Below are 14,757 nucleotides of genomic sequence, written 5' to 3'. Positions count from 1 at the left end.
CCGCCCGGACCTGGCGCCTCAAACGTCGGCGGGGCTGGAGGATCCGGGGCTCCGCCCCAGACCCTGCGCCTCGATCGCAGGCTGGGCTGGACGGCCTGGGGTTGCGCCCGGACCTGGCGCCTCAATCGCCGGCGGGGCTGGAGGGCCCGGGGCTCCGCCCGGACCCTGCGCCTCGATCGCCGGCGGGGTTGGAAGGCCCGGGGCTGCGCCCGGACCTGGCGCCTCAAACGTCGGCGGGGCTGGAGGATCCGGGGCTCCGCCCCAGACCCTGCGCCTCGATCGCAGGCTGGGCTGGACGGCCCGGGGCTGCGCCCGGACCTGGTGCCTCGATCGCCGGCGGGGTTGGAAGGCTCGGGGGTTGCGCCCCAGATCCCGTGCCTCGATCGTCGGCGGGGCCGGAGGTGTCCGGCGGGGTGGAAGGGGTACGGCAGGGGGCCGTCTGCGGGGTCGGGGCGTGGGGGTGGGGAGCTCGGCCCACGGGAGTGGAGCGGGAGGCCGCGTAGAGTACGGGGAGGCAGCCGTACGGAACGGGGGGCGGAGCCGCCGGATGAGTGCGTCTACACCGCAGACCGCGGTCCTGGCCGAGCCCGCGGCCGAATCCGGACCGGGCCGCCGCGGGTCCGCGCGGGGCGTCGCCGCCGCGCTGTGTGCCCTCGTGGGTGTGGGCCTGGTCGGCGGGGCCGGCATCGGCGGCTGGGTCGAACAGCGCGCCGCCCTCCGGCCCTTGGCCGCCGACGCCGCCTACCGCAAGGCCGGCTCGCTCTGGCGCGCAACCCCCGTGGACACCCTGTTCCCGCCCGTCCTGGCCGGGGCGGAGAGCGGCCCCGGCGGAGCCGACCGTACGTGGACACGGGTCGCGCTCGCCCCCGACGCCGACTGCGGGCCCGCGCTCGCCCCCGACTGGCAGGCGGCCCTCGCCGCCACCGGCTGCACCCGGGTTCTGCGCGCCACCTACACCGATGCCACCCGCAGCTCCCTCGTCACCGTCGGCATGGTCTTCACCCCCGCCGACGCCCCGGCGATGGCGGCCCTGCGGGGACGACTGCCCGCCCCGCCCGGCTACGGCTTCGCCGACAGCCAGCGCGCCGCGTGGACCGCGTCCGTGCCGGCCGAGGCACCCGTCGTCGTCTACACCGTCTCCGCCTTCACCGACGGCCGCACGCTGGACGCCCCCCGCCCCGCCGAGGACGTGATGCGCAAGGACGCCACCGGAGCCGTAGCCCAGGCCGGCCTCGGCCACGAGGCCAAGGCCGTCGCCGACCGGATGGAGCGGGCCGTCCGCACCCTCGCCGCGCCCCCCGCGCCGTCCGGGACCGGCCGATGAGCCGACCGACGCGTCGGCCGACGAGCCGGCCGACGGCCGCTGCCGCCCTGGTACTCGGCGCCCTCCTCGTCGGCGCCACCGCGCCCCCGGCGGCAGCCGACGGCATCCGCGACCGCCAGTGGGGTCTCACGGCCCTGCGCGCCGAGGAGGCCTGGGGCACCACCCGGGGCAACGGGGTCACCGTCGCCGTCCTCGACACCGGGGTCGACGCCACCCATCCCGACCTGGCCGGCCAGGTCCTCGGCGGCACCGACCTGATCGGCATGGGCGCCGGCCGCGGCGACCGCGCCTGGGCCCGGCACGGCACCGCCATGGCCGGGATCATCGCCGGGCACGGCCACGGCGCCAACCGCCGCCAGGGCGTCCTCGGCATCGCCCCGCAGGCGAAGATCCTCCCGATCCGCGTGATCCTCGAAGAGGGCGACCCCGGCCGGGCCAAGGCCCGTGAGAACAAGGGCGGAGCCCTCGCCGAGGGCATCCGCTGGGCCGCCGACCACGGCGCGGACGTGATCAACCTCTCCCTCGGCGACGACAGCGACTCCGCGCACCACGAGGCCGCCGAGGACGAGGCCGTCCAGTACGCCCTCGCCAAGGGCGTGGTCGTCGTCGCCTCGGCGGGCAACGGCGGCCGGCAGGGCGACCACGCCTCCTACCCGGCCGCCTACCCCGGGGTCATCGCCGTCACCGCGGTCGACCGGGGCGGGAAGAAGGCCGCCTTCTCCACCCGCAACTGGTACGCCACCGTCAGCGCCCCCGGCGTCGACGTCGTCATCGCCGACCCCGACCGCTCCTACTACGAGGGCTGGGGTACCAGCGCCGCCGCGGCCTTCGTCTCCGGCGCCGTGGCCCTCGTCAAGGCCGCGCACCCGGACCTGTCCCCGGCCCAGATCAAGAAGCTCCTCGAGGACACCGCCTCCGACGCCCCGCCCGGCGGCCGGGACGACTCCCGCGGCCACGGACTGGTGGACCCCGTCGCCGCCCTCCAGGTCGCCGACACGGTGCGCGCCGAGCCGCCGGTCCCCGCGCCCGTCGCGGCCGGGCAGCCCTACTTCGGCCCCGGCCCCGAGCCGGTCCGCGCGGCCGGGCGAGGTGCCCGCCTCGGCGCCCCGGCGGCCGCGGCCGCCGGGCTGGCGCTGCTGGTCCTGGCCGCCGTACTGGCCCGGCGCCCGCGAGGGGCACGGCGGGACCGGGATAGGGTCGGGTAACTGTGGCGAACAAAAACATTCCCGACCCCGGCTACTCCGACGACGACGGCTCCGCCGACCCCCGGCTGACCGCGGCCCTGGCCGCCTGGTCCGCGGACCGGGCGAAGGAGCCGGACGTACTGGCCGCCCTCAAGGACGCCCGCCTGCTGGTCCCGGTCGTCGCCGTCCTCGGCGAGGTCGAGACCGACCCGGAGACCGGCCTCAAGCGGGAGAAGAGCAGCGACATGGCCGTCCCGACCCTGCGTGCGGGGGACCGGCGGGCGCTGCCCGCGTTCACGTCGATCGCCTCGCTGGCGCTCTGGGACCCGGCGGCCCGGCCGGTGGCCGTCCCGCTGCACCAGGCGCTGGCGGCCGCCGCGCACGAGAAGGCCGACACCGTGGTCCTGGACCTGGCCGGCCCCGTCACCTACCAGCTCACCGGCCCCGCGCTGCGCGCGCTGGCCGAGGGCCGCACCGACGCGGGCCCGCTGGCCGACCCCGCGGTGCACGAGGCCGTTCGGGCCGCCGTATCCGCCGAACCGGCCGTACTCCGCGCCCACCTGGGCCCGGGCGGGGCGGACTCAGACGGCACCCTGGCGATCGTCCTGGCCCCCGGTACGCAGGCGCACGCCGCAGCCCGCCGGGTCGCCGAGGCCCTGGCCGCCGACGAGACCCTGCGGGCCCGCCTGGTGCGCGGGCTGGACCTGGCCGTGCTCCCGGTGGAGGCCCCGGCCCCGGCCGGCGAGCCGCTCTTCACCCGCTGAACAACGAGATACGAAAAGGGCCGGGGCGTCGCCCCGGCCCTTCCCCCTGTGTTCCCGCAGCTCAGCCGAAGACCGGACCCGTGAACTTCTCGCCCGGACCCTGGCCCGGCTCGTCCGGCACGATCGAGGCCTCGCGGAAGGCGAGCTGCAGCGACTTCAGGCCGTCGCGCAGCGGAGCCGCGTGGAAGGAGCTGATCTCGGTCGCGCTCGCCGTGACCAGGCCGGCCAGGGCCGTGATCAGCTTGCGGGCCTCGTCGAGGTCCTTGTGCTCGGAGTCCGGCTTGTCCAGGCCCAGGTTGACCGCCGCGGCGCTCAGCAGGTGCACGGCCACCGTGGTGATCACCTCGACGGCGGGCACGTCCGCGATGTCGCGGGTCATGGCGTCGTAGTCGGGGGCCTGGTCGGCCTCGGTGGCGGGGGCGGGGGTCGCGTCAGTCATGCCTCACACGATAAGCCGGGACGCGCCGCCCGCCGACCGGGCCCCGGGTGGACGTCCTGCGGACACCCGGGGGACACCGGACGGGCGGCCTCCGGGTGAGCGGACCCGGCGCGGAATGCTATATTGGGCTGACGACCGGCCGGAGACGCATGTCCCCGGCCCACAAGTGGAGGCTCCGCTCTCCCACCCGACCACCCTCCGGGGCGGCGGGTCACCGGTCAGGCGGCATCCATCGTTCCGTACGGACGATGGAAAGCTGCCCGAGTCTGCGCCCCGCGATCGCACGCGGCGGTGCTCCGGTTGTTTTGGAGCCCCTGCCTGTGCCCGGCGGGGCATTTTTCGTTCTCCGCCGCGGTTGGTCTGACGACATTAGACGTCAGCGGCTGTCTGCCAGGCAGCCGTGTGGTGCTACCGAGGAGGATCCATCAGCACCGAGCCCCGCATCAACGATCGGATTCGTGTCCCTGAGGTGCGACTCGTCGGTCCCAGCGGCGAACAGGTGGGCATCGTCCCGCTTGCGAAGGCGCTTGAGCTCGCGCAGGAGTACGACCTGGACCTGGTCGAGGTCGCGGCGTCTGCACGCCCGCCGGTCTGCAAGCTCATGGACTACGGCAAGTTCAAGTACGAGTCGGCCATGAAGGCCCGTGAGGCGCGCAAGAACCAGGCGCACACGGTCATCAAGGAAATGAAGCTCCGGCCGAAGATCGACCCGCACGACTATGACACCAAGAAGGGTCACGTCGTTCGGTTCCTCAAGCAGGGCGACAAGGTCAAGATCACGATCATGTTCCGTGGTCGCGAGCAGTCCAGGCCGGAACTCGGCTACCGACTGCTGCAGCGTCTCGCTTCGGACGTCGAGGACCTCGGGTTCATCGAGTCGAACCCGAAGCAGGACGGCCGCAACATGATCATGGTCCTCGGTCCGCACAAGAAGAAGACCGAGGCGATGGCCGAAGCCCGCGAGGCGCAGGCCGCCCGTAAGGCCGAGCGCCAGGGTGTCGCCGCCGACGAGGCTCCTTCCGAGGAAGCCCCCGTCGAGGAAGGCACCGAGGTCGCCTCTGCCGAGGTCACCGAGGATGCCTCTCCCGAGGCACCGGCCGAGGCCTGATTCCGAGGCAGCCTGTCTCGGATCACCGACACAACATGACGCTCCCGGGCGCCGGTCCCTCAACCGGACCGGCGGGGGCGCCACCGACGAGGAGATAACGGCGCTATGCCGAAGAACAAGACGCACAGCGGTACCAAGAAGCGCTTCAAGATCACCGGCTCCGGCAAGGTGCTCCGTGAGCGCGCCGGTAAGCGCCACCTGCTCGAGCACAAGTCGTCCCGTCTGACCCGCCGCCTCACCGGCAACGCGGAGATGGCCCCCGGCGACGCCGCGAAGATCAAGAAGCTTCTCGGCAAGTGACGTTCTCCGCTCCCCCTGCCGGGAGCGGACGTCAAGACCGGGACCCCATCGAATTCGGGCCGTGTGAAGACACCCACGGCCCCGCTACAAGGAGTTAAAAAGTGGCACGCGTCAAGCGGGCAGTAAACGCCCACAAGAAGCGCCGGGCGATCCTCGAGGCGGCCTCCGGCTACCGCGGTCAGCGTTCGCGCCTGTACCGCAAGGCCAAGGAGCAGGTCACCCACTCGCTGGTCTACAACTTCAACGACCGCAAGAAGCGCAAGGGCGACTTCCGTCAGCTGTGGATCCAGCGCATCAACGCCGCTGCCCGCCAGAACGGCATGACGTACAACCGCCTCATCCAGGGTCTGAAGGCCGCCAACATCGAGGTGGACCGCAAGATCCTCGCGGAGCTGGCCGTCAACGACGCCAACGCTTTCGCCGCGCTCGTCGAGGTTGCGCAGAAGGCGCTTCCGGCCGACGTGAACGCCCCGAAGGCCCCCGCCGCCGCCTAAGCACCACGCGCGCAGCGAGCCCTTCACAGGCTTCAGCCCGGACCCGCAGGCCCCGTGCCTGCGGGTCCGGTGCGTTGTAGCCGATCCACCTGTTTCGACCCGCAGTACGTACGGAAGCGAGCCGACCGCCATGGGTACCCCCGCCCCCGCCGAGCTGATCTCCCCCCGATCCCCGCGGGTGGCCGCCGCCAGGCGACTGGCGCGCCGCAACTTCCGCACCAAGGAGCGCCGGTTCATCGCCGAGGGGCCGCAGGCCGTCCGCGAGGCCGTCGAGCACCGGGGCGCGGGCGGCGCCTCGACCCTGATCGAGCTGTTCGCGACCGTGGAGGCCGCCGAGCGCTACGCCGAGATCATCGATGCCGCACTGGCCGCCGGCGCGCGCGTCCACTACGCCTCCGACGAGGTGCTCGCCGAGGTCTCGCAGACCGTCACCCCGCAGGGGCTCGTCGGCGTCTGCCACTTCCTCGACTCGCCGTTCGAGGACATCCTGAAGGCCGAGCCCAAGCTCGTCGCCGTCCTCGCCCACGTCCGCGACCCCGGGAACGCCGGCACGGTGCTGCGCTGCGCCGATGCCGCCGGAGCGGACGCGGTCGTCCTGACCGACGCCTCGGTGGACCTGTACAACCCGAAGTCCGTACGCGCCTCCGTGGGCTCCCTCTTCCACCTGCCGGTGGCGGTCGGCGTCCCCGTGGAGCAGGCCGTCGAGGGGCTCCGGGCGGCCGGTGTACGGATCCTCGCCGCCGACGGGGCCGGCGAGGACGACCTGGACGCCGAGCTCGACGCGGGCACCATGGGCGGCCCCTCGGCCTGGGTCTTCGGCAACGAGGCGTGGGGCCTGCCGGAGGAGACCCGGGCGCTCGCGGACGCCGTCGTACGCGTCCCGATCCACGGAAAGGCCGAGAGCCTGAACCTCGCGACGGCCGCCGCGGTGTGCCTCTACGCGTCCGCGCGTGCACAGCGGGCTCCCGGAGGGTGCCGCTCCGTGACCCCCAGCTAGTAATGTGGCGGCCCGGGGGCCCACTGCGCTACTCGGAGATGTGGGGTACGGGGACATGACCGTCGGTACGAACAGCTCGCCCGGGGCCGTGAAGGCGTCCGGGACGCCGTCCCTGGCGGCCGTGCCCCCGCAGTCCGCGGGCCGCGCCGGGCCTGCCGCACCCGAACCCTGCGACTTCGCCCAGCTCGGGGTCGATCCCGACGACCTGCCCGACGGGCTCGTCGTCGCCGACCACACCGGGCGGGTGATCTGCTTCAACTCGGCAGCCGCCCGGATCACCGCCCTCGCGCCCGACGAGGCGCTCGGCGCCCGCATCGACCGGGCGCTGCCGCTCGAGGACCTCGACGGCCGCCGCTGGTGGACGCTGACCGACCCGTACGGGGGCCTCGCCACCCGGCGCGGCCAGCCCGAGCGCAACCTCCTGCTCCCCGGCGGCCGCGAGGTGCTGGTCTCCGCCCGGTACGTGCGCACGCACCCCACCGGCCCGCTGCGCCGCCTCGTCGTCACCCTGCGCGGCACCGAGGCCCGCCGCCGCACCGAGCGCAGCCACGCCGAGCTGATCGCCACCGTCGCGCACGAGCTGCGCTCGCCGCTCACCTCCGTCAAGGGGTTCACCGCGACCCTGCTCGCCAAGTGGGAGCGGTTCACCGACGACCAGAAGCGCCTGATGCTGGAGACCGTCGACGCCGACGCCAACCGCGTCACCCGGCTGATCGCCGAGCTCCTCGACATCTCCCGCATCGACTCGGGCCGCCTGGAGGTGCGGCGCCAGCCGGTGGACATCGCCACCGCCGTGGGCCGCCACGTCCAGGCGCTCACCGCGAACGGCCAGGCACCCGACCGGTTCCTCGTACGGGTCAGCTGCTCGCTCCCCGATCTGTGGGCCGACCCGGACAAGATCGACCAGATCCTCGGCAACCTCCTCGAAAATGCGGTGCGGCACGGCGAGGGAACGGTCACCATCGACGTATCGCCGACCAGCATGACGAACGCTGCGGGCAAGACCGAGAAGGGAACCGCCGTCACCGTGACCGACGAGGGCCCCGGGATCCCCGAGGAGTCGATGGGCCGCGTCTTCACCCGCTTCTGGCGGGGGAGCAAGCGCGGCGGCACCGGCCTGGGCCTGTACATCGTCAAGGGCATCGTGGAGGCACACGGCGGCACCATCACGGTCGGCCGCGGCCCCGGCGGCGGCGCCGAGTTCCGATTTATCCTGCCCGTGGGCGCGCCGGCCTACCTCACGCAGTAACCCTGCGGAGCGTCTCGCCAGGCGGCCCACGGGCTCCTTCACCCCCAGCGACCTTTAGACTCGTCCTTTGGCACCTTTGGGCCCATGTCCGAATCGGTCGATCGAGACTGTCGAGCAGATCGCGCGGGGCTCCACCAGCCAGCCATCGGAAGTACGGGAAGAGATGTCGGCACCGAACAAGTCGTACGACCCTGTCGAGGTCGAGGCACTGAAACCGGAAGAGATCGAGCGCATGCGGGACGAGGCGCTCGCCGCCTTCGCGTCCGCCGGCGACCTCGACGCGCTGCGTGAGGCGAAGACCGCGCACATGGGCGACCGCTCGCCCCTGGCGCTCGCCAACCGCGAGATCGGCGCACTGCCCCCCCAGGCCAAGGCCACGGCGGGCAAGCTCGTGGGCCAGGCCCGCGGCGCCGTGAACAAGGCCTTCGGGGCCCGCACGGTCGAGCTCGAAGCGGAGCGCGACGAGCGGGTGCTGGTCGAGGAGGCGGTGGACGTCACGCTGCCGTACGACCGCGTCCCGGCCGGCGCCCGGCACCCCCTGACCACGCTGATGGACCGCATCGCGGACGTCTTCACGGCCATGGGCTACGAGGTGGCCGAGGGCCCCGAGGTCGAGGCGGAGTGGTTCAACTTCGACGCCCTCAACTTCACGCCCGACCACCCGGCGCGCCAGATGCAGGACACCTTCTTCGTCCAGGGGCCCGAGGGCACCGAGGGCGACGAGTCCGGCGTCGTGCTGCGCACCCACACCTCCCCGGTGCAGGCGCGCTCGCTGCTCGACCGGGAACCGCCCGTGTACGTGGTGTGCCCGGGCCGGGTGTTCCGCACCGACGAGCTCGACGCGACGCACACCCCGGTCTTCCACCAGGTCGAGCTGCTCGCCGTCGACGAGGGCCTGACCATGGCCGACCTCAAAGGCACCCTGGACCACATGGTCCAGGCGCTCTTCGGCAAGGACATGACCACCCGGCTGCGCCCGAACTTCTTCCCGTTCACCGAGCCGTCCGCCGAGATGGACATGCAGTGCTACGTGTGCCGCGGCGAGTCGGTGGGCAACCCCGACCGCCCGTGCCGCACCTGCTCCAGCGAGGGCTGGATCGAGCTCGGCGGCTGCGGAATGGTCAACCCCAAGGTGCTCATCGCCTGCGGTGTGGACCCCGAGAAGTACAGCGGGTTCGCCTTCGGGTTCGGCATCGAGCGGATGCTGATGTTCCGCCACAACGTCGAAGACATGCGAGACATGGTCGAGGGTGACGTCCGGTTCACCCGGCCGTTCGGGATGGAGATCTGATGCGGGTCCCGCTTTCTTGGCTGCGGGAGTACGTCGACCTGCCTGCGGGCACGACCGGTCGTGACGTACAGGCCAAGCTCGTAGACGCCGGCCTCGAGGTCGAGAGGGTCGAGCAGCTCGGCGCCGGGCTCAAGGGCCCCCTCGTCGTCGGCCAGGTGCTGACCATCGAGGAGCTCGAGGGCTTCCGCAAGCCGATCCGTTTCTGCACGGTCGACGTCGGCCAGGCCAACGGCACCGGCGAGCCGCAGGAGATCGTCTGCGGCGCCCGGAACTTCTCCGTCGGCGACAAGGTCGTCGTGGTCCTCCCCGGCGCCGTCCTGCCCGGCGACTTCGCGATCGCCTCGCGCAAGACGTACGGCCGCACCTCGCACGGCATGATCTGCTCGGGCGACGAGCTGGGCATGGGCGACGACGGCACCCACGGCATCATCGTGCTCCCCCCGGAGCACGAGGTCGGCACCGACGCGATCGAGCTCCTGCAGCTCGTCGACGAGGTCCTCGACATCGCCGTCACCCCGGACCGCGGCTACTGCCTGTCGATGCGCGGCGTGGCCCGTGAGACGGCCACCGCGTACGGCCTGCCGCTGCGCGACCCTGCGCTGCTCGACGTGCCCGCGCCGAACTCGTACGGCTACCTGGTCAAGATCGACGACCCGGCCGGCTGCGACCGCTTCACCGCCCGTACGGTGACCGGCCTCGACCCCGAGGCGAAGTCCCCGATCTGGCTCACGCGGCGTCTGCAGAAGGCCGGCATGCGCCCGATCTCGCTCGCCGTCGACGTCACCAACTACGTGATGCTCGAGCTCGGCCAGCCGCTGCACGCCTACGACCGCTCCCGTCTGGACGGCGCCATCGGCGTGCGCCGGGCCGAGCAGGGCGAGAAGTTCACCACCCTCGACGGCGTCAAGCGCACGCTCGACGCCGAGGACCTGGTGATCACCGACAACAGCGGGCCGATCGGCCTCGCCGGCGTCATGGGCGGTGCCGACACCGAGATCGCCGACTCCGTGACCGACCCCGAGACCGGCGCGGTCTCGGGCACCACGGACGTCGTCATCGAGGCCGCGCACTTCGACGCCCTGACGATCTCGCGCAGCGCCCGCCGCCACAAGCTCGCCTCCGAGGCCTCCAAGCGCTTCGAGCGCGGCGTCGACCCGCAGGCCGCCTCCGCGGCCGCGCAGCGGACCGTCGACCTGCTCGTGCTGCTCGCGGGCGGCACCGCCGAGGCCGGCGTCACCGAGCTCACCGCCCCGGGCGCCCCGCGCACCATCGCGATGCGCGCGGACCACCCGGACCGGGTCGCGGGCATGGACTACGGCCGCGAGACCGTCGTGCGACGCCTCCAGGAGGTCGGCTGCGACGTCTACGGCCAGGACGAGCTCGTCGTGACCGTCCCGTCGTGGCGCCCCGACCTCGCCGAGCCCAACGACCTCGCCGAAGAGGTCATCCGGCTCGAGGGCTACGGGAACCTCCCGTCGACCCTGCCGAAGCTGCCCTCCGGCCGCGGTCTGACCGCCCGGCAGCAGCTGCACCGCCGGGTCGGCCGCGCGCTGGCCGGTGCGGGCTACGTCGAGGCGCTCAGCTACCCGTTCGTGGGCGAGGGCGTCTTCGACCAGCTCCAGCTGCCGGCGCACGACGCCGCCCGCCAGGTCGTCAAGCTGGTCAACCCGATCTCCGACGAGGAGCCGGCGCTGCGCACCACGCTGCTGCCGGGCCTGCTGGGCGCACTGCGCCGCAACGACAGCCGGGGCAGCCACGACCTCGCCCTCTTCGAGACCGGTTCGGTCTTCCGGGCCGGCCCGCAGCCGGGTGTCGCCGTACGGCTGCCCGTCGACCGGCGTCCCACGGCCGAGGAGATCGCCACGCTGAACGCCGCCCTGCCGGCCCAGCCGCGGTACGCCGCGGTTGTGCTGGCCGGTGCGCGCGAGCAGGCCGGCTGGTGGGGCAAGGGCCGTCCGGCCGACTGGGCGGACGCGGTCCAGGCCGCTCGCTCGCTGGCCGTCGAGGCCGGTGCGGAGCTCGTCGTGCGCCAGGGCCAGTACGGGCCGTGGCACCCGGGCCGGTGCGCCGAGCTGCTCGTCACCCTGGACGGTGTGGAGACGGTCATCGGCCACGCCGGTGAGCTGCACCCGCGCGTCGTCAAGGCGATGGGCCTGCCGGCCCGCACCAGCGCCATGGAGCTCGACCTGGACCGCCTCGCGGCGGCCGGCGGCGGCGCCGTGCAGGCGCCCCGGATCTCCACCTTCCCGGTGGCGACCCAGGACGTCGCGCTGATCGTGGACGCGTCGGTTCCGGCCGCCTCGGTCGAGGCCGCGCTGCGCAAGGGCGCCGGTGAACTGCTGGAGTCCCTGCGGCTGTTCGACGTGTTCACCGGTGAGCAGGTCGGCGAGGGCAAGAAGTCCCTGGCCTACGCGCTGCGCTTCCGCGCGGCCGACCGCACGCTGACGGCCGAGGAGTCCACGGCCGCGCGCGACGCGGCGGTGGCGCTGGCCGCCGAGCGCACGGGCGCGGTGCTGCGCGGGGCGTAACCGCTGCCGCAGCTGTTGCTGCCCAGGATTGAGGGGCGGATCCGGACCGGATCCGCCCCTCACTCATTCGGGTGAGAACGTCGGTGAGCCGTGTCCGGTGCTCGGGGCGGTCGACAGAATCGTTGCGGCCGAGGGGAGGCCGGAACGATGATCACGTGCGGGGAGATGCCCCAGGTGCGTCGGGTGTGCGTCCTCGCATGGGGCGGCGCCGCGGTGTCCTGGGAGCTGTCCACGCCCGGGCGGCTGGGCGCCAGCCTGGCCAGCTGCGCGGCGTTCCTGTTACTGGCCACCGGATGTGCACTGCACATCCGGCGCGGGCTGATGGCCGAGCTGCGGCGCTCGCAGGAGATCGCGGGTGCGGCGCAGCAGGCCCTGCTGCGGCCGCCGGCGGGGCGGATCGACGGCCTGACGCTGTCGGCGGCGCAGCTGTCGGCGAGCCGGGGCGCGGCGGTGGGCGGCGACCTGTACGAGCCCGTGCCGACGGCGTACGGGGTCCGGGTGGTCATCGGGGACGCACGGGGGCACGGGCTGCCGGCGCTGGGCGCGGCGGCGGCGGTGCTCGGTGCCTTCCGGGAGGCGGCGTACGACGAACCCGCGCTGAGCGGGGTGCTGGTGCGGATGGAACGGGCCCTGGCCCGGCACGTGCGGGACCGGGTCCGCACGGAGCAGCCGTCGGCGGGTGCCGCGGATGCGGGGTTCACCTCATCCGAGGAGTTCGTGACGGTGCTGCTGCTCCAGATCGCGCAGGACGGCACCGTACTGGCCCTGAACTGCGGCCACCCGTGGCCGTACCTCCTGCGCCCGTCGCGGCCGCTGGAGCCCTGCGGGGCCGTTCCCCACCCCGCCCCTTCCCGAAACCGGGCCTCCGCCCCGGACCCCGCGCCTCGAACGCCGGCGGGGCCGGCATGGCCCTACCGGCCGTACAGCCCCCGCCGGACGCGTTCAGCCCCGCCGGCCTTCGAGGCGCGGGGGGCCGGCGGCAGAGCCCCCGGTTTGGGGAAGGGGCGGGGAGGGGACGGCTCCGCGCAACGGTGTACGGACGTGCAGCTGCTCGACGGGGGCGAGACGTTGCCGCCGCTCGGGGTGGTGCCCGTACAGCCGGACCTCCAGCCGCAGGACTGCGGGCAACTGTGCCCCGGCGGCGTCCTGTTCCTGCACACCGACGGCGCCGAGGACGCACGGGACCCCGCAGGGCGGTTCTTCCCTCTGCGCAGCGTGCTCGCCGAGCAGCCTGCGGACACGCCCGCGCGGCTGGTCGCGGGCGTGCACGCCGCACTTCTCCGCCACACCGGCGGGCAACTCGCCGACGACGTCGCCCTGCTGGTGCTGCGCAGCGACCGCGGCTGCTGAGCCGGGAGGAACCGCACACCGGGCCCGGTGGGAGGGCCCGGCGCGCGTTCCGCGGCCCCTGCCGGGGCCCGGCGACCAACCGGGCGCCGGCGGAGCCGGAGCGCGCCGCCCGCCTGCCATGGAGTGTCGGGCAGACAGCAGAGCGGGCGGCGCGGTGCGGGTCGTCGCACTGTACGAGGGGGAGCCGACGACCCGGGCTGCCTCTTTGGCGAGGCTCTTAAGTGAACCGCTCCCAGGGCTCCTTGCGGCAGGGTGCGTATCGCATTTATGCGCGTACTAGGTTCACACCCCGTGTGAACCGCGCACCCACTAGCCTGTGACCGAAGAGCCCTTGGAGGGGCCCATGCAGCCCAATGCCCTGCTCGACGCCCTCCTCGCCGAGGCGGGCATGTCCCACGCCGGACTCGCAGCACACGTCAACCAGGCAGGCCGGTCCCGCGGACTGGCCCTGCGCTACGAACACACCGCCGTCACCCGGTGGTTGAAGGGGCAGCGGCCGCGCGGCCAGGTGCCCGACCTGATCTGCGAGGTGCTCGGCGGCCGGCTCCGGCGCCCGGTGTCGCTGGACGACGTCGGGCTCGGCGTGCCCGGCCAGCCCGTGTCCGCGCACGGCTCCCCGCTCAGCGGCTTCGTCGACCGGGCCGCGGCCCTGTGGCGTTCCGACGAGCAGGGCCGGTTCCAGCTGCTCACCGCCGAGGCCGTCACCGGGACGCCCGCCGTGATACCGGTCTGGGAGTGGGAGAACCCGCCGGAGGACGCCGACGTCTCCCGCGACGGGCCGAACCGGATCGGGCCGGAGCACATCGAGATCCTGCGGGCGGCCCGCGCGCACTACGAGCTGATGTACCGCCGGGCCGGCGGCGTGGCCACCCGGGCCCGGATCGTCCGCTTCCTCGGGAGCGAGACCGCGCCCATGCTGCGCGGGAGCTACCCCGACGGCCTCGGCCGCCAGCTGCACCGGGCCACCGGGTCCCTCGTGGCGGTGGCCGGGATCTGCGCGTACGACTCCGACGCCCACGGGCTCGCCCAGCGGTACTTCCACCAGGCGCTGCGGCTCGCGAAGGCGAGCGGGGACCGGGGCCTCGGTGCGTACGTCATCGCGCTGATCGTCAACCAGTCGCTGCACCTGCGGGAGTACCGCCAGGCCGTCGCCTTCGCCGAGGCCGCGCTGCGCGCCGCCGGCCGGCACACCACCCCGGCCCTGACCGCCGATCTGTACGCCATGCAGGCCAAGGCGTACGCCCAACTCGGCGACACCGCCGCCGCATTGGGATGCATCCGGCACGCCGAGGCGGCCGCCGAGAGGATCCGGCCCGGCACGGAGCCCGACGAGACCGGGTACGTACAGCCCGGGCTGGTCAACGTACAGGTGGCCGAGGCGCTGCTCAGCCTCGGCGATCTCGATGCCGCCCACGAGCAGGCGACCGCGGCCGTCGGGACGCCCGCGCACGACCGGGGGCGGGTCCACCGGCTGGCGATGCTGTGCGAGATCCAGCTGCGCCAGGGCGAGGCGGACCGGGCGGTGGCGGCCGCCGCCGAGATGGCCGAGCGGGCCAAGGGGATGGAGTCGCTGCGGCTGCGCGACCGGCTGCGGGCGGTCCGCGAACAGCTGCTGACCAGCGGATGTTCCGGCGCGGAGGAGACCGCGCAGCTCATCGACGGGGCGCTGCGCGTTCCCCTGTGACGGCGTGAACTGCTGCCATGTTGCCACCTACTCGAACGGAAGGTG

At 73.7% G+C, this 14,757-nt stretch carries 13 protein-coding genes; 12 read left to right on the top strand and 1 reads right to left on the bottom strand.

What is annotated here, in order from left to right:
* Positions 1-547 precede the first annotated feature (547 nt).
* Genes ACZ5WG_RS33495 through ACZ5WG_RS33485 form a run of 3 tightly spaced genes read left to right on the top strand, consistent with a single transcriptional unit; the run spans position 548 to position 3,272 of the window.
* The gene (locus ACZ5WG_RS33495; RefSeq protein ID WP_468728149.1) at positions 548-1,324 is read left to right on the top strand and encodes a hypothetical protein; all 777 of its coding nucleotides are present in this window, start codon (positions 548-550) and stop codon (positions 1,322-1,324) included.
* Complete coding sequence (gene mycP / locus ACZ5WG_RS33490; RefSeq protein ID WP_468728147.1) at positions 1,321-2,529, top strand: type VII secretion-associated serine protease mycosin; 1,209 nt, start codon at positions 1,321-1,323, stop codon at positions 2,527-2,529. Before ACZ5WG_RS33495 ends, mycP begins: the two co-directional genes overlap by 4 nt.
* A 2-nt stretch (positions 2,530-2,531) precedes the next feature.
* Positions 2,532-3,272 (top strand): SseB family protein, encoded by a 741-nt coding sequence (locus ACZ5WG_RS33485; RefSeq protein WP_468728145.1) that lies wholly within the window; start codon positions 2,532-2,534, stop codon positions 3,270-3,272.
* 61 nt (positions 3,273-3,333) lie between these two features.
* Here ACZ5WG_RS33485 and ACZ5WG_RS33480 read toward each other — a convergent pair whose 3' ends face one another.
* Positions 3,334-3,711 (bottom strand): DUF1844 domain-containing protein, encoded by a 378-nt coding sequence (locus ACZ5WG_RS33480; protein ID WP_365954829.1) that lies wholly within the window; start codon positions 3,709-3,711, stop codon positions 3,334-3,336.
* A 400-nt stretch (positions 3,712-4,111) separates the two neighbouring features.
* Between ACZ5WG_RS33480 and infC the strand changes: the two genes are divergently transcribed.
* From infC to ACZ5WG_RS33435, 9 genes are all read left to right on the top strand, one after another.
* On the top strand, positions 4,112-4,819 hold the full coding sequence (infC, locus tag ACZ5WG_RS33475) for a translation initiation factor IF-3 (protein WP_078613184.1): 708 nt from the start codon (positions 4,112-4,114) through the stop codon (positions 4,817-4,819).
* Positions 4,820-4,924: 105 nt separating this feature from the next.
* On the top strand, positions 4,925-5,119 hold the full coding sequence (gene rpmI / locus ACZ5WG_RS33470) for a 50S ribosomal protein L35 (RefSeq protein WP_327282603.1): 195 nt from the start codon (positions 4,925-4,927) through the stop codon (positions 5,117-5,119).
* 101 nt (positions 5,120-5,220) lie between these two features.
* A complete protein-coding gene (rplT, locus tag ACZ5WG_RS33465) occupies positions 5,221-5,613 on the top strand; it encodes a 50S ribosomal protein L20 (protein ID WP_008741875.1) in 393 nt (130 codons plus the stop codon).
* A gap of 130 nt (positions 5,614-5,743) precedes the next feature.
* A complete protein-coding gene (locus tag ACZ5WG_RS33460) occupies positions 5,744-6,610 on the top strand; it encodes a TrmH family RNA methyltransferase (protein ID WP_468728144.1) in 867 nt (288 codons plus the stop codon).
* Between the two features lie 55 nt (positions 6,611-6,665).
* A complete protein-coding gene (locus ACZ5WG_RS33455; RefSeq protein WP_468728143.1) occupies positions 6,666-7,859 on the top strand; it encodes a sensor histidine kinase in 1,194 nt (397 codons plus the stop codon).
* Between the two features lie 163 nt (positions 7,860-8,022).
* Positions 8,023-9,150 carry a phenylalanine--tRNA ligase subunit alpha gene (gene pheS, locus ACZ5WG_RS33450; RefSeq protein WP_468728141.1) on the top strand — a complete coding sequence of 376 codons (1,128 nt, stop codon included), beginning with the start codon at positions 8,023-8,025 and terminating at the stop codon, positions 9,148-9,150.
* Entirely contained in the window at positions 9,150-11,678 is a 2,529-nt protein-coding gene (gene pheT, locus ACZ5WG_RS33445; RefSeq protein ID WP_468728140.1) for a phenylalanine--tRNA ligase subunit beta, read from the top strand. The genes pheS and pheT overlap by 1 nt, the downstream gene beginning before the upstream one ends.
* Before the next feature lie 165 nt (positions 11,679-11,843).
* Positions 11,844-13,028 (top strand): PP2C family protein-serine/threonine phosphatase, encoded by a 1,185-nt coding sequence (locus ACZ5WG_RS33440; RefSeq protein WP_468728139.1) that lies wholly within the window; start codon positions 11,844-11,846, stop codon positions 13,026-13,028.
* Positions 13,029-13,371: 343 nt separating this feature from the next.
* On the top strand, positions 13,372-14,712 hold the full coding sequence (locus tag ACZ5WG_RS33435) for a transcriptional regulator (protein ID WP_389591411.1): 1,341 nt from the start codon (positions 13,372-13,374) through the stop codon (positions 14,710-14,712).
* Positions 14,713-14,757 lie beyond the last annotated feature (45 nt).

The organism is Streptomyces sp. NPDC032745 (assembly GCF_055579465.1).
This window is presented reverse-complemented; position numbering and strand designations above follow the sequence as displayed.

Coding starts and splice junctions, on each gene's coding strand:
- ACZ5WG_RS33495 (WP_468728149.1), top strand. CDS start 548: ATGAGTGCGTCTACACCGCAGACCGCGGTCCTGGCCGAGCCCGCGGCC.
- mycP (WP_468728147.1), top strand. CDS start 1,321: ATGAGCCGACCGACGCGTCGGCCGACGAGCCGGCCGACGGCCGCTGCC.
- ACZ5WG_RS33480 (WP_365954829.1), bottom strand. CDS start 3,711: ATGACTGACGCGACCCCCGCCCCCGCCACCGAGGCCGACCAGGCCCCC.
- rpmI (WP_327282603.1), top strand. CDS start 4,925: ATGCCGAAGAACAAGACGCACAGCGGTACCAAGAAGCGCTTCAAGATC.
- ACZ5WG_RS33460 (WP_468728144.1), top strand. CDS start 5,744: ATGGGTACCCCCGCCCCCGCCGAGCTGATCTCCCCCCGATCCCCGCGG.
- ACZ5WG_RS33455 (WP_468728143.1), top strand. CDS start 6,666: ATGACCGTCGGTACGAACAGCTCGCCCGGGGCCGTGAAGGCGTCCGGG.
- pheS (WP_468728141.1), top strand. CDS start 8,023: ATGTCGGCACCGAACAAGTCGTACGACCCTGTCGAGGTCGAGGCACTG.
- pheT (WP_468728140.1), top strand. CDS start 9,150: ATGCGGGTCCCGCTTTCTTGGCTGCGGGAGTACGTCGACCTGCCTGCG.
- ACZ5WG_RS33440 (WP_468728139.1), top strand. CDS start 11,844: ATGCCCCAGGTGCGTCGGGTGTGCGTCCTCGCATGGGGCGGCGCCGCG.
- ACZ5WG_RS33435 (WP_389591411.1), top strand. CDS start 13,372: ATGCAGCCCAATGCCCTGCTCGACGCCCTCCTCGCCGAGGCGGGCATG.